At 72.4% G+C, this 21,076-nt stretch carries 19 protein-coding genes; 12 read left to right on the top strand and 7 right to left on the bottom strand.

The features are described from left to right. Positions 1-75: 75 nt before the first annotated feature. Positions 76-1,599 (bottom strand): DUF4331 domain-containing protein, encoded by a 1,524-nt coding sequence (locus tag ACZ6BB_RS14975; RefSeq protein ID WP_471615617.1) that lies wholly within the window; start codon positions 1,597-1,599, stop codon positions 76-78. A gap of 265 nt (positions 1,600-1,864) precedes the next feature. On the opposite strand from ACZ6BB_RS14975, the gene ACZ6BB_RS14970 reads away from it, so the two are divergent. The 3 genes from ACZ6BB_RS14970 (at position 1,865) to ACZ6BB_RS14960 (ending at position 3,684) form a co-directional block, all read left to right on the top strand. Then, positions 1,865-2,407 (top strand): sigma-70 family RNA polymerase sigma factor, encoded by a 543-nt coding sequence (locus ACZ6BB_RS14970; protein ID WP_471615616.1) that lies wholly within the window; start codon positions 1,865-1,867, stop codon positions 2,405-2,407. An 82-nt stretch (positions 2,408-2,489) separates the two neighbouring features. Beyond that, positions 2,490-3,302 (top strand): anti-sigma factor, encoded by an 813-nt coding sequence (locus ACZ6BB_RS14965; protein ID WP_471615615.1) that lies wholly within the window; start codon positions 2,490-2,492, stop codon positions 3,300-3,302. A 115-nt stretch (positions 3,303-3,417) separates the two neighbouring features. Next, entirely contained in the window at positions 3,418-3,684 is a 267-nt protein-coding gene (locus ACZ6BB_RS14960; RefSeq protein ID WP_059082105.1) for a hypothetical protein, read from the top strand. Positions 3,685-3,728: 44 nt separating this feature from the next. Here ACZ6BB_RS14960 and ACZ6BB_RS14955 read toward each other — a convergent pair whose 3' ends face one another. The 3 genes from ACZ6BB_RS14955 to ACZ6BB_RS14945 form a co-directional block, all read right to left on the bottom strand. Next, entirely contained in the window at positions 3,729-4,952 is a 1,224-nt protein-coding gene (locus ACZ6BB_RS14955; RefSeq protein WP_471615614.1) for a CaiB/BaiF CoA transferase family protein, read from the bottom strand. 104 nt (positions 4,953-5,056) lie between these two features. Continuing rightward, the gene (locus tag ACZ6BB_RS14950; protein WP_471615613.1) at positions 5,057-5,839 is read right to left on the bottom strand and encodes an ABC transporter permease; all 783 of its coding nucleotides are present in this window, start codon (positions 5,837-5,839) and stop codon (positions 5,057-5,059) included. Then, on the bottom strand, positions 5,836-6,804 hold the full coding sequence (locus ACZ6BB_RS14945) for an ATP-binding cassette domain-containing protein (protein WP_471615612.1): 969 nt from the start codon (positions 6,802-6,804) through the stop codon (positions 5,836-5,838). Before ACZ6BB_RS14945 ends, ACZ6BB_RS14950 begins: the two co-directional genes overlap by 4 nt. Before the next feature lie 63 nt (positions 6,805-6,867). On the opposite strand from ACZ6BB_RS14945, the gene ACZ6BB_RS14940 reads away from it, so the two are divergent. After that, positions 6,868-7,575 (top strand): TetR/AcrR family transcriptional regulator, encoded by a 708-nt coding sequence (locus tag ACZ6BB_RS14940; protein ID WP_471615611.1) that lies wholly within the window; start codon positions 6,868-6,870, stop codon positions 7,573-7,575. Between the two features lie 6 nt (positions 7,576-7,581). On the opposite strand, the gene ACZ6BB_RS14935 is transcribed toward ACZ6BB_RS14940, so the two are convergent. Genes ACZ6BB_RS14935 through hmgA form a run of 3 tightly spaced genes read right to left on the bottom strand, consistent with a single transcriptional unit; the run spans position 7,582 to position 10,900 of the window. Then, positions 7,582-8,775 carry a type ISP restriction/modification enzyme gene (locus ACZ6BB_RS14935; protein ID WP_471615610.1) on the bottom strand — a complete coding sequence of 398 codons (1,194 nt, stop codon included), beginning with the start codon at positions 8,773-8,775 and terminating at the stop codon, positions 7,582-7,584. Positions 8,776-8,796: 21 nt separating this feature from the next. After that, entirely contained in the window at positions 8,797-9,546 is a 750-nt protein-coding gene (locus tag ACZ6BB_RS14930) for a GntR family transcriptional regulator (RefSeq protein WP_471615609.1), read from the bottom strand. 28 nt (positions 9,547-9,574) lie between these two features. Further along, positions 9,575-10,900 carry a homogentisate 1,2-dioxygenase gene (gene hmgA, locus ACZ6BB_RS14925; protein ID WP_471615608.1) on the bottom strand — a complete coding sequence of 442 codons (1,326 nt, stop codon included), beginning with the start codon at positions 10,898-10,900 and terminating at the stop codon, positions 9,575-9,577. Positions 10,901-11,246: 346 nt separating this feature from the next. Between hmgA and ACZ6BB_RS14920 the strand changes: the two genes are divergently transcribed. The 8 genes from ACZ6BB_RS14920 (at position 11,247) to ACZ6BB_RS14885 (ending at position 21,041) form a co-directional block, all read left to right on the top strand. Further along, positions 11,247-11,864 (top strand): TetR/AcrR family transcriptional regulator, encoded by a 618-nt coding sequence (locus ACZ6BB_RS14920; RefSeq protein WP_471615607.1) that lies wholly within the window; start codon positions 11,247-11,249, stop codon positions 11,862-11,864. Positions 11,865-12,138: 274 nt separating this feature from the next. After that, positions 12,139-14,394: a molybdopterin oxidoreductase family protein gene (locus ACZ6BB_RS14915; protein ID WP_471615606.1), complete on the top strand. Its 2,256-nt coding sequence runs from the start codon at positions 12,139-12,141 to the stop codon at positions 14,392-14,394. 121 nt (positions 14,395-14,515) lie between these two features. Beyond that, on the top strand, positions 14,516-15,973 hold the full coding sequence (locus ACZ6BB_RS14910) for a CitMHS family transporter (protein ID WP_471615605.1): 1,458 nt from the start codon (positions 14,516-14,518) through the stop codon (positions 15,971-15,973). A 79-nt stretch (positions 15,974-16,052) separates the two neighbouring features. After that, on the top strand, positions 16,053-17,315 hold the full coding sequence (locus ACZ6BB_RS14905) for an MFS transporter (RefSeq protein ID WP_471615604.1): 1,263 nt from the start codon (positions 16,053-16,055) through the stop codon (positions 17,313-17,315). Positions 17,316-17,415: 100 nt separating this feature from the next. Then, on the top strand, positions 17,416-18,042 hold the full coding sequence (locus ACZ6BB_RS14900; protein WP_471615603.1) for a hypothetical protein: 627 nt from the start codon (positions 17,416-17,418) through the stop codon (positions 18,040-18,042). A 58-nt stretch (positions 18,043-18,100) separates the two neighbouring features. Next, positions 18,101-18,913 (top strand): class F sortase, encoded by an 813-nt coding sequence (locus ACZ6BB_RS14895; protein ID WP_471615602.1) that lies wholly within the window; start codon positions 18,101-18,103, stop codon positions 18,911-18,913. Between the two features lie 125 nt (positions 18,914-19,038). Further along, positions 19,039-19,509 carry a DUF3574 domain-containing protein gene (locus ACZ6BB_RS14890; RefSeq protein WP_471615601.1) on the top strand — a complete coding sequence of 157 codons (471 nt, stop codon included), beginning with the start codon at positions 19,039-19,041 and terminating at the stop codon, positions 19,507-19,509. Between the two features lie 143 nt (positions 19,510-19,652). After that, the gene (locus ACZ6BB_RS14885; RefSeq protein WP_471615600.1) at positions 19,653-21,041 is read left to right on the top strand and encodes an aldehyde dehydrogenase family protein; all 1,389 of its coding nucleotides are present in this window, start codon (positions 19,653-19,655) and stop codon (positions 21,039-21,041) included. Positions 21,042-21,076 lie beyond the last annotated feature (35 nt).

Here is a 21,076-nt window from a genome sequence, read left to right as displayed (position 1 = left end):
GTGGGGGATGGATACGGGCGGGCCGCGCCGGCCTCGATGACCGGGCCCCCTGGGGGAGGGCCCGGTCGGAGCGGCCTAGTAGTAGGCGCGGTCGTTCCGACGGCGCCACCACAGCAGGCCACCGCCGATGAGCAGGACACCGGCCGCGCCGGCGCCGGCCGAGGCGGCGATCAGCGTGGTGTCGTCGCTGCCGCTCTCGACACCGGTGCCGATCGAGCTGCGGACGCTGTTGGTGGTGTTGCCCTTGACGGTCTTGCCGCGCGAACCGGCCGTCGGCAGACCGACGTACGGGAACGAGTGGCCGAACTTCTTGTCGTTCTTGTTCACCGCGTCACCCAGGTCGTTGGGCGCGTCGACGAGTTCGCCCTCGACGACCTGCAGCGCGATGTCGATCACGTCGTCGGTGAGCCGGCGTCCGTTCGGGAAGCCCTGGTTGTCACCGTCCAGCACACCGAGCCGCTTCGGCTTCTTGGTGGGCTCGATGGAGGTGTTGAGGCGCAGCTGCTCCGACGGGGTCACGCGCGGCGGCTGGTTGAGGCCCTCGACACCCTTGAGGAACACGTCGACGAGGTCGTTGCGCGGCGTCTTCGGCGCCGGGATCTTGTAGATCGCCTCGATGAGCTTGGGCAGCTCCGGCTCGGTGACGTTCTTCAGGAACTGGGCGTCGTCCGCCGGCGAGGACGCGTTGAACTTGTCCTTGTCGCCGATGGGGTTGACGACCTCGTTCACCAGCGGCATGCCGAGGCGCGAGACCTGGCGGTACTGGCCGTCGGCGCCCACACGCTGGGTCGTCGACCAGATACCGACGATCGGCTGGTCCTTGGACTGCACGAGCGCTTCGCTCGGGACCTGCAGCGCGATCGAGTTGACGTTGTAGCCCTTGAGGGTGTCCCGCCCGACCTCGGAGAGGTCGCCGCCGTAGAGCAGGTCGAAGACGCGCAGGTCCAGGAAGAACGGGTCGTCGGCCTGGCCGGCGTACGTCGTCACCCCGCTCGCCGTCTTGTAGACCGCCTCGTCGCGCAGCTTCTTGAAGTTCGGCATCGACGCCTTGCCGACGTTCGACGGCGCCACCCACACGTCGTCCGCGAGCTTCGTCTTGGAGACCGCGCGACGGTTCTTCAGCTTGATGAGGTCGATGTCGTAGGTCTGCGTGATGTTGAGGTCCGGGTCGTCGAGGCTCTCCACGACGCCCGTGTTGTACAGGAAGGTCTTGTCGTTCTTCGTCTTCGTGTCGAACGTGTACCGGAAGACCAGGTCTTCCTGCGCGTCGCCGTCCTGGTCGACGCGGATGTCGTACTGCGCGTCCTCGGAGAAGGTGAAGAAGTTCGGTCCGCCCGCGGGCTCCTCGAAGGGGATCCAGTTCGCGATGACCGTCGTCGTGTCCGGCTTGTCGGGGCTGACGAACGCGTAGACGTCGGTGTTGTCGAACTGGGGCTGCCCTGAGATCAGCGGAGCCTCGCGGTGGCTGGAGGCCGAGGCGGCCCCCGGCTCCAGCACGGTCACGCCGGCGGCTGCGAGCCCTCCGGCGGCCAGCGAAGCACAGATGAGGGACGCGATGCTCCGCCGTCCCGAGCCGCTCCTGGAAGTAGGTGTCGTCATGCCGTCCGTCCTCTGTCCCAACTTGCCTGACGAACGCCATTCGGAGCGGTCGGCAGGGTGGATTGGTCGAATCCCAAACCTTCTTACGGAGCGTTTGAAAGGTTGTCTCAGCGGAGAGCACGATTCGTTGATCCGATGTTCGGATCGGTCGACCGGAGACCCGCGTTTTGGGCAGCCTGATCCGTAACCCCATCCGGAGGTGGGTCGGTTGCGAATGCCTTACGCGCGGGGATGGCCGTGCTCGGCCGGAGACGAGGGGGAGCGTGTGGAGGCGGACAAGCTTCTGGTCCGGGTGGCCGGAGGCGACCAACGGGCGTTCGAGGAGCTGTACGCAGTGGTGTCCGGTCCGGTCTTCGGGCTGGTCCGCCGGGTCGTACGCGACCCCGCGCAGTCGGAGGAGGTGGCTCAGGAGGTGCTGCTCGAACTCTGGCGTTCCGCGGGCCGCTTCGATCCGGCCCGGGGCAGCGCCCTGTCCTGGATACTCACCCTCGCGCACCGGCGCGCGGTGGACCGGGTGCGCAGCGCCCGTGCCGCCACCGAGCGCGAGCAGCGCGAGGGACGGCGCAACCACCACCCCGCCTTCGACCAGGTCGCCGAGGAGGTCGAGGCCGGCCTCGAACGCCAGTGGGTGCGCCACTGCCTGGACAAGCTGACCACCCTCCAGCGCGAGTCCGTCACCCTCGCCTACTACGACGGCTACACCTACCGTGAAGTGGCCGAGCGGCTCTCCTGCCCCCTCGGCACGGTCAAGACCCGTATGCGCGACGGACTCACTCGGCTGCGCGAATGCCTGGGAGGAGTCGCATGAGCGTCCTGATCCACCGCGTGGAATCCGGAGGTCCACGCGCCCGAGCGGCCCGCCGGGCGTGCGGGCCGAGGGGAGGCGCGGCATGAGCCTCTTCCGCCGCGAGGACCTCCACTCGCTCGCCGCTCCCTACGCGCTCGACGCCCTGGAACCCGACGAGCGGCGCCGCTTCGAGAGACACCTGGAGGGCTGCGACCGCTGTCCCGCCGAGGTGCGTGCCCTGTCCGAGGACGCCGTCCGTCTCGCCTGGTCGACGGCCGTCCCGGCGCCGACGGCGATGCGCGACCGGGTCTTCGCCGCCGTACGCAACACCCCCCAGGAGAACCTGTCCTGGAGCGCGCAGCCCTCGCGGCCGCAGCATCTGCCGCGCCATGTGTGGGGCACCGAGCCGCCGCCGAGGTCGCGCGCCCGTGCGCCCCGTCTGCGCTCTTGGCTCGTCCCGCTGGCCACCGTCACGGCCGCCGCCGCGCTCGTGGTGGCCTCCCTCTTCGCCGTCCAGGCCGACCGCACCCGTGACGAACTGGCCTCCGAGCGGGCACGGGGCAGTGAGATCGCCCACGTTCTCGCCGCGCCGGACGTCCGCGCGAGCAGCGACCGGGACACGGAGGGGCATGCGATCGGAGTGATCGCTTCCGCGGAGGAGGGGAGTGCGATCGTCACCCTCAGCGGATTCGAGGACCTCCCGAAGAACCGGGTGCACCAGCTCTGGCTCATGCGCCCCGACGTGCAACCACGCTCCCTGGGTCTCTTCGCCGGCGACACGCCCTTGGTCGCGGACGGAATGAACACCGACGCGACGTCACTCGCGGTGACCGTCGAACCCGACGGTGGATCAGCGCAGCCCACCGGCCAGCCGGTTGTCCAACTCGCCCTGGAATCGGTCGGATTCGGAGAGTAGTCAACAACCCCCTTGCGGGGTAGAGGAATAGCGGGGACGTGATTCCCGAGTGCTCCAACGGGGCGATATGGTTACGCTGCCCGGGCCGGGTGGACTCGTACGGGTGGGGAGTGACATGGAACAGATAGCAGTGCGTAGGGCGCGAGTCCCTGCGATCACGTGCGGGAGCACCGCGACCAGTTCGCGGCTCGACCGCCATCTCTCGGTGCTGAGCGGCCCCGCCGTGCCGCAGCGCGAGGCGGCCGAGGCGACCTCGCTGATGCGTGAGATAACGTCACGTTCCCCGCAGGAGCGAAGCAGCCGCAAGGACACACGCGTCGGCCGCGTCTCGCTGTTCGCGCCGCTGAAGAGGCTGCGCCGCTCGTTGTTCGGCAGCCGCTAGCCCCTCCCCGCAGATCAAGGGCCTTTTCCGCAGGAGGCCCGCGTTCAGGCGACCACACCGTCCCGGCGCAACGCTGCGATCTCTTCGTCCGTCATCCCCGCGGCACGGAGCAGCGACCCGGTGTGCTCCCCGAGCGCGGGCACCGCTCCCATCCGTGCCTCGTCCCCGCCCGGCAGCGTGATGGGTGGCAGCAGTGCCCTGAGCGGACCCACCGGTGACGCCACGTCACGCCACCGGTCCCGGGCCGCCAGCTGCGGATGCTCCGCCACCTCCGTGACGTCCCTCAGCCGCGCGCAGGCGATCCCCGCCGCCTCCAGCCGCTCCAGCGCCGCGTCGGTGTCCAGCGCCCCGAGCGCCGTCGCGACCAGCTCGTCGGTACGTTCCCGCCGCTCGACCCGCGCCGGATTCGTCGCGAACGCCGAGTCGTGGGCCAACTCCGGCCGCCCCAGCACCTGTTCGGCGAGCCGCCGCCACTCCCGGTCGTTCTGTACGGACAGCAGCACCCGCCCGCCGTCCGCCGTGGCGTAGGCGTCGTACGGCGCGATCACCGCGTGCCCGAGCCCCGTGCGCGCCGGCGCGGTCCCGCCGTGCAGGGTGTGGTGCAGCGGATGCCCCATCCACTCGGCCAGCGCCTCCAGCATCGACACCTCCACCGGCCCGCCCCGTCCGGTCGTCCCCCGCCGGACGAGCGCCGCCAGCACCCCCGAGAACGCGTACATCCCGGCGGCGATGTCCGCCACCGGGATGCCCGCCTTCGCCGGCTGCTCCGGTGTCCCCGTCACCGACACCAGACCGGCCTCGCACTGCACGAGCATGTCGTACGCCCGTTTGTCCGCGTACGGCCCCGACGCCCCGTAACCCGAGATGTCCACGGCGATCAGCCGGGGATGCGCCGCGCACAGCGTGGCCGCGTCCAGGCCGAGCCGGGCCGCGGCGCCCTGCGCGAGGTTCTGCACGAAGACGTCGGCGTCCGCCACCAGCCGCGTGACGAGGGCCAGGCCGCGCGGGTCCTTCAGGTCCAGCGCCAGGGACTCCTTGCCCCGGTTGCACCACACGAAGTGCGAGGCCAGGCCCCGGGCGGCGGTGTCGTAGCCGCGGGCGAAGTCGCCGCCGTCCACCCGCTCGACCTTGATCACCCGCGCCCCCAGGTCGGCGAGCTGCCGGGTGGCGAAGGGCGCGGCGACGGCCTGCTCGACGGCGACGACCGTGATGCCGTCGAGGGGCAGCGGATCGCCGGTGCGGGGAAGTGGGCGCATGCCGTGGATCATGACCCCGCCCGGACGCCGTTGTCATCAGGGCGTGCCGAGTCTCACGTGGGCCACCCGCGCCCCGGCTCACCCGGCTCCGGCCCGTCCCCCGACCGGGCCGGAGGTCACCGGGGTCCGGCCGCGTAGGTGCGGACCGTGAGCGGCACGAACACCGCGAGCAGGACGCCGCACCACAGCAGCGACCCGGCGACGGGGTGGGCCACCGGCCAGGCGGCGCCCTCGGGGACGGGCGCGTTGCCGAAGAGGTCGCGCAGGGCCGTGGCGACCGCGCTGATCGGGTTCCACTCGGCGGCCGTGCGCAGCCGGCCGGGCAGGCCCTCGGCCGGGATGTACGCGGTGGACAGCAGCGGCAGCAGGAACGTCGCGCCGCCCAGCTGTCCGGCCGCCTCCTCGTTGCGGGTGAGCAGGCCCAGGAAGATGCCCGTCCACACGGCGGCGAACCGGAACAGCAGCAACAGCCCGAACGCGCCCACCGCCGCGGGCGCGCTCCCCTCCACGCGCCAGCCCACCGCGAGTCCGACCAGCAGGAACAGCACCGAGCCGGCGGCCGTGACGAGCACGTCGGCCAGCGCCTGCCCGAGCGGCACGGCGGCCCGGCTCATCGGCAGGGCGCGAAAGCGGTCCATCACGCCCCGGTGCGTGTCCCGCGCGGCCTCGAACATGCCGGTCATGATCCCGCCGGCCGCCGTCGCCACCAGCAGACCGGGCACCAGGAACCGCCGGTACTCCTCGCCCGGCACCGCGAGCGCGCTGCCGAAGACGTACCCGAAGAACAGCAGCATCGACACGGGCATGGTCTGCGTGAGGATCAGCAGCCCCGGGTTGTTCCGCAGCCGCCGCAGCTGCCGGCCCAGCATCGCCGTGCCGTCGTACGCCAACGCGTTCACGCGGCACGCTCCTTGAGGTCGGCGGGGCTCTCGGCGGGGCCTCGAGTGAGGCGGAGGAACACGTCGTCGAGGGTCGGCGGGCGCAGGCCGGCGTCCAGCAACGGCACGCCGGCCGCGTCGAGTTCGCGTACCAGGCGGGGGAGCGTGAGCGTCGGGTCGAGGGTGACCACGCCGACCGCGTGCCGCTCGTCGTCGAACGACGGCCGCGCGCCGGTGAGCTGGTCGAGGACGGCCGCGGCCCCGGTCATCGCGCCCGCGTGGGCGACGACGACCTCCGCGTACGAGCCGACGAGCGCCTTGAGCTCGGGCGGTGAGCCGCTGTGCGCGATCCGGCCCCGGTCCATCAGCACGACCCGGTCGGCGAGCTGGTCGGCCTCCTCCAGATACTGCGTGGTGAGCAGCACGGTCGTCCCCTCCTCCTTCAGGTCGCGCACGGCGTCCCGGATCTGGTTGCGGCTGACGGGGTCCAGCCCGGTGGTGGGCTCGTCCAGGAAGAGCACCGCCGGGCGCCGGATCAGGCTGGCCGCCAGGTCGAGCCGGCGGCGCATGCCGCCCGAGTAGGTGGAGGCCGGCCGGTCGGCGGCCGCTGACAGGCCGAAGCGGTCGAGGAGTTCGCCCGCGCGGCCCGCCGTATCGCGGACGCGGTGCAGCCGTGCGAACAGCCGCAGGTTCTGCCGCCCGGTCAGATCGCCGTCCACCGACGCGTACTGCCCCGTCACACCGATCGCCCGCCGGACCGCGCCCGGCTCCCGCACCAGGTCGTGACCCGCGATGCGCGCCGAGCCCGCGTCCGGCCGCAGCAGTGTCGCCAGCAGCCGTACGGCCGTCGTCTTGCCCGCCCCGTTCGGGCCGAGCATCCCGACCACCGTGCCCGCGGCCACGGCCAGATCGAGGCCGCGTACGGCGTGGACGTCTCCGAAACGCTTCTCCAGACCTTCACTAAGTACAGCGTACGTAGTTGTCATGGGTCGACCATAGCGCACTACGTACGCCGTACGTAACTAGGATGGTGACCGAGGTGATGATCGATGGCTGGCCGAGCGGACGAACCCGCGGTGATCTGGGCGCGCCCCGAGCGCACCGGCCGGGGCCCCAGACCCGCGTTCAGCCGCGCTGACATCGCGGCGGTGGCGGTGCGGCTCGCCGACGCGGGCGGCCTCGACGCGGTGTCCATGCGGCACGTGGCGGCCGAACTGGGCTGCGGCACGATGTCGCTGTACAACTACGTCCCCCGCAAGGAGGACCTGTACGAGCTGATGGTCGACGCGGTCGGCGGGGAGCACGAGTTGTGGGAGCCCGGCGAGGACTGGCGGGCCGAGATGCGGCGGGTGGCGTACCAGACGCGTGACCTGCTGCGGCGGCACCCCTGGATGCCTCGGCTCATGTCACCGGTCTACGGGTTCAGCCCCCACGCGATGCGGTACCTGGAGCACTGCCTCGCCTGCATGGATACCCTCGACGCGCCCTACGGGACGAAGATGCAGCTCCTGGGCATGCTGAACGGGTGCGTGACGACCTATGCGGCGAACGAGCTGGCGACGGCCGAGCGGGTGCGGTCGCTGCCGTGGTCGGAGGAGAGGGAGAACGAGGTCCGGATCGCCTATCTCGGGGGGCAGATCGCGAGCGGCGCCTATCCCCGGCTGGCCGCGGCGTTCACGGAGGACCCGGGGCCGATCGATCTGGAGGCCGCGTTCGAGTGGATGGTGGGGAGGGTGCTGGATTCGTTCGCGCCGTAGGCGGCCCTACAACAGCGTGAACTGGCCTTCCGGGCCCTCCTCCTGGTGGTCCAGGACCGAGGCGGGCCTGCGGGCCGGCTCCGGGACCGGGAGCACGCCGGCCTCGCGCAGATCCGCGGTCGTGATCGGCCGGCCGACCGTCGACTCCCGCAGTGCGGGGCGCACTTCCGCCAGCAGCGCCAGCACCGTGATCAGCTCCAGCAGCTCCGACGTCCAGCTCTGCGGCCAGGTCGTCGGGCGGATCGCCTCCAGCGTGCCCGGCTCCGCCTGCTCCGTTCTGCGGGCCAGCCACTCCTCCAGCACACGGACACCGCCGACGTGGAGGTCCCAGGCGTCGGACGGGACGGGGGAGATGCGGCCCTCGTCGATGAAGAGGGTCTCCTCCTCGCGGTCGTAGCGGACCTCCACGGGCCGGGCGGGCAGCGGCGCGCGCACATACGGGCGGCGGCCGCCCGGGAGCTTGGGGCGGTCGCCGTCGCGGCGCATCAGCCACAGGGTCCGCCGGCCCAGCTCCACCCCGTGGGACCAGACGTCCGGTTCGGCGGGCAGCGGAACCCCGACGCCGTGCGGCCCGGAGCGCGCGGCGACCAGGATCCAGGCGAGGACGTCCACGGGATCGAGGGGGCCGGTGCCCAGGCGCCCGCCGAGGTACTCCGGCAGGCCCGGTGCGAGGTTCGGCTCGACGGCCCCCGGGCGGCGGTACAGCGGGTGGACACGGCCGGCGCGCGGGCCGTGCGGTGGGGCGAGCGGAAGGACGCCCGACGCGAGGAGCACGGGACCGGACGCGTCCGGGGCAGCCGTCTGCTCGACCACGAAGACCTGGCGCTCGTCCGCCACGCGCCACAGCTCGGGGCGGGCGGCGTCGATCAGCCGGTGGTCGGGGATGAGCCACTGTTCGTCGAACGGGGCGGCGAGGACCCGGACCGGCTCGGCGCAGGGGCCCGACTCGCGGGCCAGCCGGCCGGTGCCGCCGGACCGGCCCGGCAGCTGGGCCACCGCCGAGGCCGGGGTGCGGGAGCGGGTGGGGGAGAACAGGGCCTCGCGGTCCGGGCCCTCCGCTTTCATCAGCGCGTCCCAGCGGGCCTTCAGGGATGCCGCGTCCGGGGCCGCCGGCCACCCCCGGCCCAGCCGTGGCGGTGCGACCGACCACGGCATGAGGTCCGCGAGGAGCGGAGTGTCGTCGAGCGTCACGGTGGGCATCGTACGACCTGGTCCTCCGGGTCAGTGGGCGTCGAGGGTGACCGTGAACGAGAAGCGGTCGCCGCGGTAGTGGATGACCGCCACGTCGAGGACGCGGCCGGTGTCGTCGTAGGTGACACCCGTGTAGTGGAGGATCGGGCTGAGCAGGGGGACCTGGAGGAGGCGGGCCGTCTCCGGGTCGGCGATACGGGCCTCGACGGTGTCGGTGATCCGGCCGATGGCCACGCCCACGACATCGCGCAGGACCTTCGTCATCGGCCAGCGGAGCAGGTCGTCGCGGTCGATGAGGGCGGCCAGCTCGGGACGGACGTAGTTGCGGGCGTGGTTGGTGGGCTCGCCCGTCTTCTCGTCGCCGCGCAGCCGGTGGTACGTGGTGACCTCGGTCAAGTCGGGAAAGTACTCGGAGAGTTCACCTGACAGGGGGGTGCTGCCCTGGTCCAGCAGCTCGGTCGTCATGCCCGACTGCTGGGCCACGATCGCGTCCACCGAACCGAGCAGGCGCACGGGCGAGCCCCGCCGGGCGCTCGGCTCGATGAACGTGCCGCGCCGGCGGTGCCGGGAGATCAGCCCCTCGTCCTCCAGCTCCTTCAGCGCCTGCCGCATGGTCAGCACGCTCACCCCGTAGTGCCCGGCCAGCTGCTCCTCGGTCGGCAGCCGCAGGGGATCCTGGGGCGACCGGCCGAGTATCGAGGCACGCAGGGACTGCGACACCTGATACCAGAGCGGCAGTTTGCGGTTCAGGACGATCGAGTCCGGAGCGAATGAGGTCACGACGCTATCCGTACCCGGCGTGACACGTTCAGTGCAACGGGCCGAAGTGGCGCTGGAGCCCGGACCACACGTCGTCGTACCCCTGTTGCAGGTGCTCCGCGCGGGCCGCCTGCCCGGTCACGAGGATCGGCCAGCGCGTCTCGAACATGAAGGCGAGGCCGTCGTCGACCCGCTGCGGCTCCAGCTCCGCCGCGCTCGCCCTGTCGAAGGTCTCCCGGTCCGGTCCGTGCGCCGACATCATGCTGTGCAGCGAGCCGCCACCGGGCACGAAGCCCCCTTCTCCGGCCGTCTTCGCGTCGTACGCGCCCTCGATCAGGCCCATGTACTCGCTCATCACGTTCCGGTGGAAGTACGGCGGCCGGAACGTGTCCTCGCCGACCAGCCAGCGTGGCGCGAAGACGACGAAGTCCACCCCGGCCAGACCGGGGGTGTCGCTCGGCGATGTCAGCACCGTGAAGATCGACGGGTCCGGGTGGTCGTACGAGATCGTCCCGATGACGTTGAAGCGGCGCAGGTCGTAGACGTACGGCGTGTAGTTGCCGTGCCAGGCGACCACGTCGAGCGGGGAGTGGTCGTAGGTGGCCGTCCAGAGGTTGCCGCAGTACTTGTTCACCACCTCCACCGGACCCTCGGTGTCCTCGTACGCGGCCACCGGCGCCCGGAAGTCGCGGGCGTTCGCCAGGCCGTTGGCGCCGATCGGGCCGAGGTCGGGAAGGCGGAAGGGGGTGCCGTAGTTCTCGCAGACGTAGCCGCGGGCGGAGGCGTCGAGGAGGTCGACGCGGAAGCGGACGCCCCGCGGGATCAGGGCGATCTCGCCGGGCTCGGCGTGGAGCAGGCCGAACTCGGTGCGCAGCAGGAGGCCGCCGCGCTCCGGGACGATGAGGAGTTCGCCGTCCGCGTCGCTGAAGACCCGCTCCATCGCGGAATCGGCGTGATACAGGTGCACGGCCATGCCGGAGCGCTGGGCCGCGTCGCCGTTGCCGCCGAGGGTCCACAGGCCGGCGAGGAAATCGGTGCCGGCCGGGGGCTCCGGGAGGGGGTTCCAGCGCAGGCGGTTGGGGTCGGGGACCGCGTCGGTGAAGGGGGCCGTGCGCAGGGCGCCGTTGTCCGTGCGGGTGAAGGCGGGGTGGGCGGCCGAGGGGCGGATCCGGTAGAGCCAGGAACGGCGGTTGTGGGACCTCGGCTCGGTGAACGCGGTGCCGCTGAGCTGCTCCGCGTAGAGCCCGAGCGGAGCGCGCTGCGGGGAGTTGCGGCCGTGCGGCAGCGCGCCCGGGACCGCCTCCGAGGCGTGCTCGTTGCCGAAACCGGTGAGGTACTCCAGTCCCTCGGCCGTCTTCCTCGCGTCCCCGCTCATGCCCGCTCCCTCACCGTTCTCGATTCCTATGCTTCACCGTAGGATTCCACCGGGGCGGGCGCAAGGGGAGCGGGCGGCAACGGGGCCGAGCGGCAAGGGGACCGAGCGGCAAACGGCACCGGGTGGCAACGGGCCGTCGGCGGACGTCCGTGGATCGGGTGCATCGGGCGGAGGAGGAGAACCGGATCGCCGGGGGATCCGTCCTGTCAGTGCGGTGCTCTAGTCTCCCGGCAGGCCATGGACGCGCGGACGTCCGCGGCCGGTCGTGCGCCACGGCTGAGCGGGAGCGGTGGCACCGGCCGTACTGATATTCGGACAGCTCATCGGACCTCGGCGGAAAGGCATCATGAAGCCCGTGTCCCAGGCGACCTCCCTGCGCCGCGCACCCGTGCAGCGGCGCAGTGCCGAACGACTGACCAGGATCCTCGACGCCTGTGCCGACCTCCTCGACGAGGTGGGCTACGACGCGTTGAGCACTCGTGCCGTGGCGTTGCGCGCGGGTGTGCCCATCGGCTCCGTCTATCGCTTCTTCGGCAACAAGCGTGCGATGGCCGACGCGCTCGCCGAACGCAACCTGGACCGCTTCACCGACCGGGTCACCCACCGCCTCCGGGAGACGGGCGGCCGGGACTGGCGCACCGCGATGGACGCCGTCCTCGACGAGTACCTCGACATGAAGCGCAACGCCCCCGGCTTCGCCCTCATCGACTTCGGCAACCAGATCCCGGTCGGCGGCAGCCGGCAACAACCCAACCATCTCGTCGCCGACCGGCTGTCCGAACTGCTCTCCGCCTTCATCGACCGCACCCCCGACGACGACCTCCGCCGCACGTTCCTCATCGCCGTCGAGACCGCCGACACCCTCGTCCACCTTGCCTTCAGGGTCGCCCCGCAGGGCGATCCGCGGATCATCCAGGAGATGCGGGAGCTGCTGCGGGCCTATCTCGCGCGCGTGCTGGACTGACCGCCCGGCCCCGCTCTCGCGCGCGTGCCGGGCCGACCGTCCGGCCCCGCCCCGGGACCGGACCGCGGGGCCGGAGCCGTCCGGCCCCACCGCCCTCCGGCCGCGGGTGTCAGGGGCCTCGTTCCGGGTGCGGCCTCGCGAATTCCCGACAAGACGCCGGGGGCCCTCCCCCCAGCGCATACCGCTCGGTATGCTCGGCCTCGGTGCCGCGTGCCTCACCGCCCGCCGCCCCTGCCCGAGCGTCACCGTCGCCGCCGCCCCTCCGGGAGGACCCGTGTCCACCACCACCGACTCCCGCACCGCCCTGCGCGTCTGCCCGCTCTGCGAGGCGACCTGCGGGCTCACCCTCACCATCGAGGGCAGCCGGGTGACCAAGGCCCGCGGCGACCGGGACGACGTGTTCAGCAAGGGGTTCATCTGCCCGAAGGGCGCCTCGTTCGGTGCCGCCGACGCGGACCCCGACCGGCTGCGCACCCCGCTGGTCCGCATGGACGGCGAACTGCGGGAGGCCACCTGGCAGGAGGCGTTCGACGCCGTCGCGGCAGGACTCCGGCCCGTCGTCGAGGCCCACGGCCCGAACGCCGTCGGCATCGTCCTCGGCAACCCGAACGTCCATACGATGGCAGGCGCCCTCTACCCGCCCGCCCTCATCGCCGGCCTCGGCACCCGCAGCCTGTTCAGCGCCTCCACGGTCGACCAGATGCCCAAGCACGTCTCCAGCGGACTGCTCTACGGCGACGCCAACGCCATCCCCGTCCCCGACCTCGACCGCACCGACCACCTGCTGCTCCTGGGCGCCAACCCCCTGGAGTCCAACGGCAGTCTGTGCACCGCGCCCGACTTCCCCGGCAAGCTCAAGGCCCTCAAGGCGCGCGGCGGCACCCTCACCGTCGTCGACCCGCGCACGACCCGTACGGCCAGGCTCGCCGACCGGCACGTGGCGATCCGCCCCGGCACGGACGCGCTGCTGCTCGCGGCGATGGCGCAGGTCCTCTTCGAGGAGGACCTCGTCGACCTCGGCGACCTCGCGCCGCTGGTGCTCGGGGTCGAGGAACTGGCCTCCGCCATGCGGGAGTTCACGCCCGAGGCCGTCGCGGACGCCTGTGACGTCGACGCCGGGACCATCCGCGCGCTCGCCCGTGAACTGGCCGCCGCGCCCACCGCCGCCGTATACGGCCGCATCGGCAGCTGCACCGTCCCGCACGGCACCCTCGCCAGCTGGCTCGTGGACGTCCTCAACATCCTCACCGGAAACCTCGACCGGCCCGGCGGCGCCCTCTTCCCGCGGTCCGCGACCGACAAGCCGTCCCGGCCCGCCGGACCCGGCCGCGGCTTCGCGCTGGGCCGCTGGCGCAGCCGGGTCAGCGGCCACCCGGAGGCGAAGGGTGAACTGCCGCTGTCCGCGCTCGCCGAGGAGATCGACACCGCCACCCCCGAGGGCAGCCCGGTCCGCGCCCTCATCACGATCGCCGCCAACCCCGTGCTCTCCGCCCCCGACGGCGACCGTCTCGACAAGGCCCTCGACTCCCTGGACTTCATGGTCAGCGTCGACCCCTACCTGGGCGAGACCGCCCGTCACGCCGACGTCGTTCTGCCCCCGCCCCCGCCCTCCCAGGCCCCGCACTACGACTTCGCCTTCAACTCCTTCGCCGTGCACAACCAGGTCCGCTACAACCGCGCCGCCGTCCCCCTGGAGGACGGCCGCATGGCCGAGACGGAGATCCTCGCCCGTCTCGTCCTCGCCGCCACCGGCATGCACGGCGCCGACCCCTCCGCCGTGGACGACCTGGTCATCGGCCAGACCCTGGGCAAGGCCGTCAGGGATGCCCACTCACCCGTCCACGGCCGCGACCCCGAGGAACTCGCCGGCCTGCTCACCGGCGACAGCGGCCCCGAGCGCCGCCTCGACATGATGCTGCGCCTCGGCCCGTACGGCGACGGCTTCGGCGCCGACACCGGCGGGTTGACCCTCGCGACACTGCTCGCCCACCCGCACGGCATCGACCTCGGCCCGTTGCGGCCGCGCCTGCCCCAGCCCCTGAAGACGGTCAGCGGCCGCATCGAACTGCTGCCCGGCCCGATCGTCGACGATCTGCCGAGGCTCCGCTCCGCCCTGCGGGAGCGCCCGGACGGCCTCGTCCTCATCGGCCGCCGCCATCTGAGGTCCAACAACAGCTGGCTGCACAACATCCCCGCCCTCACCGGCGGCACCAACCGCTGCACCCTGCACATCCACCCCGACGACGCAGACCGCCTTCAGATCGCCGACGGCGACGCCGTACGGATCAAGGGCGCCGGGGGAGAGGTCACCGCGCCCGTCGAGGTCACCGACGTCGTACGACGCGGTGTGGTGAGCCTTCCGCACGGCTGGGGGCACGACCGTCCTGGCACCCGGATGCGGCACGCCGCGATCGACCCCGGCGTGAACGTGAACCAGCTTCTCGACGGGTCCCTGCTGGACCCCCTGTCGGGCAACGCGGTCCTCAACGGCGTCCCCGTGGAGCTGTCGCGAGCAGGCGCAACGCTGTGACCAGGAGTTCTGCTCTTATTGCTCGCATGTCAACTCCTTGTTAAGACTTGTGGGGCCGCCCTAACGTCGACGCACCGCCGGTGCCCTGGTGGGAGTTCAAGGGCGAACGTTAGGTATCCACATGTTGACCATCCTCGGCTTCGCCATGATCGCGACCTTCCTGGTCCTGATCATGATGAAGAAGATGTCGCCGATCGCGGCACTCGTACTGATCCCGGCACTCTTCTGCGTGTTCGTCGGAAAGGGAGCCCATCTCGGCGACTACGTCATCGAGGGGGTGGGCAACCTCGCGCCCACCGCCGCGATGCTGATGTTCGCCATCGTCTACTTCGGCCTGATGATCGACGTCGGTCTCTTCGACCCGATCGTCCGGGGCATCCTGAAGTTCTGCAAGGCAGACCCGCTGCGCATCGTCGTCGGCACGGCCCTGCTCGCCGCCATCGTCTCCCTGGACGGCGACGGCTCCACGACCTTCATGATCACCGTCTCGGCGATGTACCCGCTCTACAAGCGCCTGAAGATGAGCCTGGTCGTGATGACCGGCGTCGCCGCCACCGCCAACGGCGTGATGAACACGCTGCCCTGGGGCGGCCCGACCGCCCGCGCCGCCACCGCGCTCAAGCTGGACGCCGCCGACATCTTCGTCCCGATGATCCCCGCGCTCCTCGTCGGCCTGCTCTTCGTCTTCATCCTGGCCTACTTCCTGGGCCTGCGGGAGCGCAAGCGCCTCGGTGTGCTGAGCCTCGACGAGGTGCTGGAGCAGGAGAAGATCGTCAAGGACGAGGAGACGTCCGGCTCCGAGGAGACCGTGCTCGTCGGCGCCGGCGCCTCCGCCGCGGGATCCGGCTCCGGTGACGACAAGGTCCGTACGGCGAAGACCACCGGCGGCGCGGGCTCCGGCACCGACGCCGAGGACGACGACGCGGACGACGTGCGCCTCCAGGGCCTGGACCCCGACCGCCCGACGCTGCGCCCCAAGCTGTACTGGTTCAACGCGCTGCTCACGGTCGTGCTGCTCACCGCCATGATCATGGAGTGGCTGCCGATCCCGGTCCTCTTCCTGCTCGGCGCCGCGCTCGCGCTGACGGTCAACTTCCCCCACATCCCCGACCAGAAGGAACGGCTGGCCGCCCACGCCGACAACGTCCTGAACGTCTCCGGCATGGTCTTCGCCGCCGCCGTCTTCACCGGCGTCCTCCAGGGCACCGGCATGGTCGACTCGATGGCCAAGTGGATCGTCGACGGCATCCCGGGCGGCATGGGCCCGCACATGGCGCTCGTCACCGGCTTCCTGAGCCTGCCGCTCACCTACTTCATGTCCAACGACGGCTTCTACTTCGGTGTCCTCCCGGTGCTCGCCGAGGCCGGCGCCGCCCACGGGGTCTCGCCGCTGGAGATCGCCCGCGCCTCCCTCGTCGGCCAGCCGCTGCACATGTCCAGCCCGCTGGTGCCGGCCGTGTACGTGCTCGTCGGCATGGCCAAGGTCGAGTTCGGCGACCACACGAAGTTCGTGGTGAAGTGGGCGGCGGCGACCTCGCTCATCATCCTCGGCGCCGGTGTGCTGTTCGGCATCATCTGACCCCCGTCGGTCCGACTGCCCCGATCCGGCGCGTACGTGCCTCGCACCGGCGTGAACGTCCCCCAGGAGGAACCGCATCGTGAGGCCCGGCAGGAACCGCGGCTGGCTGCTCCGCCTCGTCATCGCCTTCGGCTTCGCGCAGGGGGCGGTGTCGATGGCCCGGCCCGCCGTGTCCTACCGGGCCCTCGCGCTGGGCGCCGACGAGCGCGCCGTCGGTGTGATCGCGGGGGTCTACGCCCTGCTCCCGCTGTTCGCCGCGGTCCCGCTCGGCCGCAGGACCGACCACGGCCGGTGCGCGCCCCTGCTGCCGATCGGCGTCGTGCTCATAGCCGGCGGCTGTGTGCTGAGCGGCCTGGCGAACTCGCTGGAGGCGATGGCCGTATGGAGCGGTGTGATGGGCCTCGGCCACCTCTCCTTCGTGATCGGCGCCCAGTCGCTGGTGGCCCGCCAGTCCGCGCCGCACGAACACGACCGCAACTTCGGTCACTTCACCATCGGCGCCTCCCTCGGCCAGCTGGTCGGCCCGATCGCCGCGGGCGCCCTGATCGGCGGCCCGGACATGGCCCGCACGAGCGCCCTGGCCCTGGTGGTCGCGGGCGCCGGGGCCGCGGTCGCGTTCACCTCGCTGTGGCGGATAGAGCGCCCGGCGGAGCCCAAGTCCCGTACCGGGCGGGGCGACCGGGTCCCCGTGCACCGGATCCTGCGCACCCGGGGCGTGCCGGGCGGCATCTTCATCAGCCTCGCCGTGCTGTCGGCGACGGACATCCTCACGGCGTATCTGCCGGTCGTCGGTGAGCACCGGGGCATCGCGCCCTCGGTGATCGGTGTCCTGCTCAGTCTGCGGGCGGCGGCGACCATCGCGTGCCGTCTGGTGATGACGCCGATGCTGCGTCTGCTCGGCCGGACCGCCCTGCTCACCGTCACCTGTGTGCTCGGGGCCGTGCTGTGCGCCGGGATCGCGCTGCCGGTGCCGGTGTGGGCGCTGGCCCTGATCCTCGCCGCGCTCGGGTTCTGCCTCGGGGTCGGACAGCCGCTGTCCATGACGACGGTGGTGCAGGCCGCGCCGGACGAGGCCCGCTCCACCGCCCTCGCGCTGCGGCTGACGGGGAACCGGCTCGGCCAGGCCGGGGCACCCGCCGCGGCGGGTCTGGTCGCCGGTGTCGTCGGCGTGGCCGCGCCGTTCGTGATGCTCGGCGCGCTGCTGCTGGTGTCCTCGGGCATCGCCCTGCGTTCACCGGCCCAGCCGGGGCGGGGGAGCGGCGAGCCGGAGGCGGGGACCGGCGAGGGGAAGGGCAAGGCTTCCCGGTTCGGTGCCCGCCTGGGCCGGAAGGGGGACATCTGACGGGGCGTCGGGCGCGGCTCCCCCCGTGCCGGGTGCGATGTGACAGAGAGTCAGGCGAAAGAACGATTTGTGTGAAAATCGTCTGACTCGGAGGTTCTGCATGTCCACCTCGTCCCGCCCGCGTCCCGCCGGAGTGCGCGCGAGTGCCGCCACCGTCCTCGCGGCACTCACCGTCACGGGAGCCAGCCTGATCACGGCACCGGCCGCCGTCGCCGCCCCGGGCGACCCCGACGTCGTGATCCACAAGGTGGGCTTCCCGTTCGACAACCAGCGCAACCAGCCGCTGGTCTGCGACTTCTATCTCTCCGCCTTCAACTTCCCCGAGGACCCCACGCCGTCGCAGCGCATCAGCTGGACCATCGACAACCAGCCTCCCGCCCCGCGCACCGACCCCGTCGCCACGGGCGAGATCACGCTCGCGGCCGACGGCACCGGACACAGCACGCCCGTGGCGCCCGAGAACGCGGCGCGGCTTCCCGACGGGGAGTACGTGCTGACCTGGCGGACCATCGGCGGCACGCTGGAGGAAGGGCGCAGGAGCATCAACGTCAACTGCCCGCCCCCCGGTCTCGCCGGGCCTGAGGGCGCCGTCCCGGCGGGAGCCGGAGGTCTTGCCCTGACCCAGGACTTCGGGCCGGTCGCGGGTGCGGCCGCAGTGGGCCTCGCCGCGGCCGGCGGGGTGGTCTACCTGCGGCTGCGCCGTCGCCGCGCCGATGGCGCCGCGTAGACGCCGGCCGAGGCCCTGGTACCGGACGCGCGCCTACCGCCTGGCACGGACGGTCGTGATGACCGTGGCGCTGGTGGTGGGCGGCGTCCACCTGGCGGAGCACCGGGAGCGGGCGACGGCGGCAGAGGCCCCCTCCGCCCCGCCCGGCTCCGGGGCGCGCGCCGCGGGCGCGCCCGGCGCTCAGGCGTCCCCGTACGTCACGCCTCCGCCACCGGGCGAGACCGCACGTACCCCGCCGTCCGACGCGCCCCCGGCCACGGCACCCGACCAGGGCGCCGATCCGAGCGGGCGCACGCCCCCGGCCGGGCGGGCGCGCCGGGCTCCCGCCGAGGCGGCGCGGCACGCCCCCGGCAACGGACGGGCCGCGCCGAAGCGGTCCGCCGTTCCCCGTACGCTGCCGCCCTCCCCGGCGAGGACCGTCACCATCCGGTACCTCGGCATCGAGGCACCGGTGACCGGGCTCCGCCTCGACAGCCGGCGGCGGCTCCCCGCGCCGCCGGACGACAAGCCCGCGCTGGTCGGCTGGTACACGCAGGGGCCCGCCCCCGGTGGGCCCGGCACGGCGGTCGTCGTCGGCCACCGGGACACCCGGACCGGTCCCGCCGTCTTCGCCGCGCTGGACGTGATCGAGCCCGGCCGGATCGTGGAGGTCCTGCGGGCCGACGGCCGCACCGCCGTCTACACCGTGGACGCCGTGCGGACGTACGAGAAGAGGCGTTTCCCCGACAAGAAGGTGTACGGACACCGCGGCCGGCCCGAGCTGCGCCTGATCACCTGCGGCGGCACCTACGACCGGCGGAAGGGGTACGCGAGCAACGTCGTCGTCTTCGCCCACCTCACGGCGACCCGGGAACCCCCCCGCAAGCCGTGAACCCGGCGGCGCGGAGTGTGTGCCGTACGCCCCAGGCGAGCCCCGGGGGCGTACGGGCGCACACGCGGCCCGGCACCGGCGCGGCCGACGGATCCGGAACGAGTGACACCGCTAGAGCTGAACGCATGACCCAGCACTCCAGCCCCACCCGTACCCGCGTGCCCCTCGGGGTCGCCGTCTGTCTGCTGGCCGTCGGCGCCCCGGCCGCGTACGCCGCCCTCGCCGAGGACGCCCCCGCCGGTTCCGTCGTCGCCCCGGCGCGCGGGATGCCGTACATCGAGACGCGGCTGTTCTTCGGTACCGAGCGCCCGGGCGGCGGTCCGGCCGTCACCGCGGAGCAGTTCATGGCGTTCGTCGACCGCGAGGTCACCCCCGGGTTCCCGGGCGGGCTGACCGTGCGGGAGGGGCACGGACAGTGGCGGGACACGCGCGGCACGATCGAGAAGGAGCGGTCGTACGAGCTGATGCTGCTGTATCCGGTGGCGGCGGCCGTCGCGAGCGACCGGAAGATCGAGGAGATCCGCGGCGACTACCGCGAGGAGTTCGCGCAGGAGGCGGTGGCGCGGGTCGACGACCGGACCCGCGTCGATCTCTGAGGCGGCCCCCACCACGACCGGGGGCGGCCCTCCGTGGCCGGCGGAGAGAAGAGTCCTGCCTCACTGCCCGAGGCTCTGGTGCCGGAAAACTATCAGGGCTAGTTTTTGGGGCGGACGTCCATGCCCGCTCGGAAGGCAGCGCGATGAAAGCACACGACGGTATGTACATCGACGGCGACTGGCGGCCCGCCGCCGGGACCGGCACGATCGAGGTCGTGAACCCGGCCGACGAGCAGGTGATCGACCGGGTCCCGGCGGGCTCCGCCGAGGACGTCGACGCGGCCGTACGCGCCGCGCGCGCCGCCCTGCCCGGCTGGGCGGCGACCCCGCCCGCCGAACGGGGCGCGCTCATCGGCGCGCTGCGCGACGCGCTCGCCGCGCGCCGGCAGGAGATCGCCGAGACGGTGACGGCCGAACTGGGCGCGCCGCTGCCCTTCTCCCAGCGGGTGCACGCGGACCTGCCGGTCGCGGTCGCCGGCTCGTACGCCGAACTGGCCGCCGAGCACGTCTTCGAGGAGCGGATCGGCAACTCGACCGTCCACCACGAGCCCATCGGCGTCGTCGGCGCCATCACCCCCTGGAACTACCCCCTCCACCAGATCGTGGCCAAGGTCGCCCCGGCCCTCGCCGCCGGTTGCACGGTCGTCCTGAAGCCCGCCGAGGACACCCCGCTGGTGGCCCAGCTCTTCGCCGAGGCCGTCCACGAGGCGGGCGTACCCGCCGGGGTGTTCAACCTGGTCACCGGTCTGGGCCCGGTGGCCGGACAGGCGCTCGCCGAGCACGACGGCGTCGACCTGGTCTCCTTCACCGGCTCCACGGCCGTGGGCCGGAGCATCGCCGCGACCGCCGGGGCCGCCATCAAGAAGGTGGCGCTGGAACTCGGCGGCAAGTCCGCCAACGTCATCCTCCCGAGCGCGGACCTGGGCAGGGCGGTCGCCACCGGCGTCGCCAACGTCATGTCCAACTCCGGCCAGACGTGCAGCGCCTGGACCCGCATGCTCGTCCACACCTCCCAGTACGACGAGGCCGTCGAACTGGCCGCCGAGGCCGCCGCGAAGTACGGCGACCGCATCGGCCCGCTCGTCAACGCCAAACAGCGGGAGCGGGTGCGGGGCTACATCGAGAAGGGTGTCGCCGAGGGCGCCCGGCTGATCGCGGGCGGCCCCGAATCCCCGCGTGAGCGCGGCTGGTACGTCAGCCCCACCGTCCTCGCCGACGTGACGGAGGAGATGACCGTCGCCCAGGAGGAGATCTTCGGCCCGGTCCTGTCGATCCTCCGCTACGAGGACGAGGAGGACGCCCTGCGCATCGCCAACGGCACGGTGTACGGGCTGGCCGGCGCGGTCTGGGCCGGCGACGACGGCGAGGCCGTGGCCTTCGCCCGCCGGATGGACACCGGCCAGGTCGACATCAACGGCGGCCGCTTCAACCCGCTGGCCCCGTTCGGCGGTTACAAGCAGTCGGGGGTGGGACGCGAACTCGGCGCCCACGGCCTGGCGGAGTATCTGCAGACCAAGTCCCTTCAGTTCTGAGCGACCCAGTCCTGAGCGATCAGTTCTGGGCCGAT

The sequence above is a fragment of the Streptomyces sp. NPDC041108 genome (assembly GCF_055592645.1).
The sequence above is the reverse complement of the archived record's forward strand: the minus strand, read 5'-3'. Positions and strand labels throughout refer to the sequence as shown.

Bases quoted from the DNA above. Each gene is read 5' to 3' on its own strand.
- ACZ6BB_RS14960 (WP_059082105.1), top strand. From the start codon at position 3,418: ATGGAACAGATAGCAGTGCGTAGGGCGCGAGTCCCTGCGATCACGTGC.
- ACZ6BB_RS14945 (WP_471615612.1), bottom strand. From the start codon at position 6,804: ATGACAACTACGTACGCTGTACTTAGTGAAGGTCTGGAGAAGCGTTTC.
- hmgA (WP_471615608.1), bottom strand. From the start codon at position 10,900: ATGAGCGGGGACGCGAGGAAGACGGCCGAGGGACTGGAGTACCTCACC.
- ACZ6BB_RS14900 (WP_471615603.1), top strand. From the start codon at position 17,416: ATGTCCACCTCGTCCCGCCCGCGTCCCGCCGGAGTGCGCGCGAGTGCC.
- ACZ6BB_RS14940 (WP_471615611.1), top strand. From the start codon at position 6,868: ATGGCTGGCCGAGCGGACGAACCCGCGGTGATCTGGGCGCGCCCCGAG.
- ACZ6BB_RS14955 (WP_471615614.1), bottom strand. From the start codon at position 4,952: ATGATCCACGGCATGCGCCCACTTCCCCGCACCGGCGATCCGCTGCCC.
- ACZ6BB_RS14885 (WP_471615600.1), top strand. From the start codon at position 19,653: ATGAAAGCACACGACGGTATGTACATCGACGGCGACTGGCGGCCCGCC.
- ACZ6BB_RS14935 (WP_471615610.1), bottom strand. From the start codon at position 8,775: ATGCCCACCGTGACGCTCGACGACACTCCGCTCCTCGCGGACCTCATG.
- ACZ6BB_RS14920 (WP_471615607.1), top strand. From the start codon at position 11,247: ATGAAGCCCGTGTCCCAGGCGACCTCCCTGCGCCGCGCACCCGTGCAG.
- ACZ6BB_RS14895 (WP_471615602.1), top strand. From the start codon at position 18,101: ATGACCGTGGCGCTGGTGGTGGGCGGCGTCCACCTGGCGGAGCACCGG.
- ACZ6BB_RS14910 (WP_471615605.1), top strand. From the start codon at position 14,516: ATGTTGACCATCCTCGGCTTCGCCATGATCGCGACCTTCCTGGTCCTG.
- ACZ6BB_RS14965 (WP_471615615.1), top strand. From the start codon at position 2,490: ATGAGCCTCTTCCGCCGCGAGGACCTCCACTCGCTCGCCGCTCCCTAC.
- ACZ6BB_RS14975 (WP_471615617.1), bottom strand. From the start codon at position 1,599: ATGACGACACCTACTTCCAGGAGCGGCTCGGGACGGCGGAGCATCGCG.
- ACZ6BB_RS14890 (WP_471615601.1), top strand. From the start codon at position 19,039: ATGACCCAGCACTCCAGCCCCACCCGTACCCGCGTGCCCCTCGGGGTC.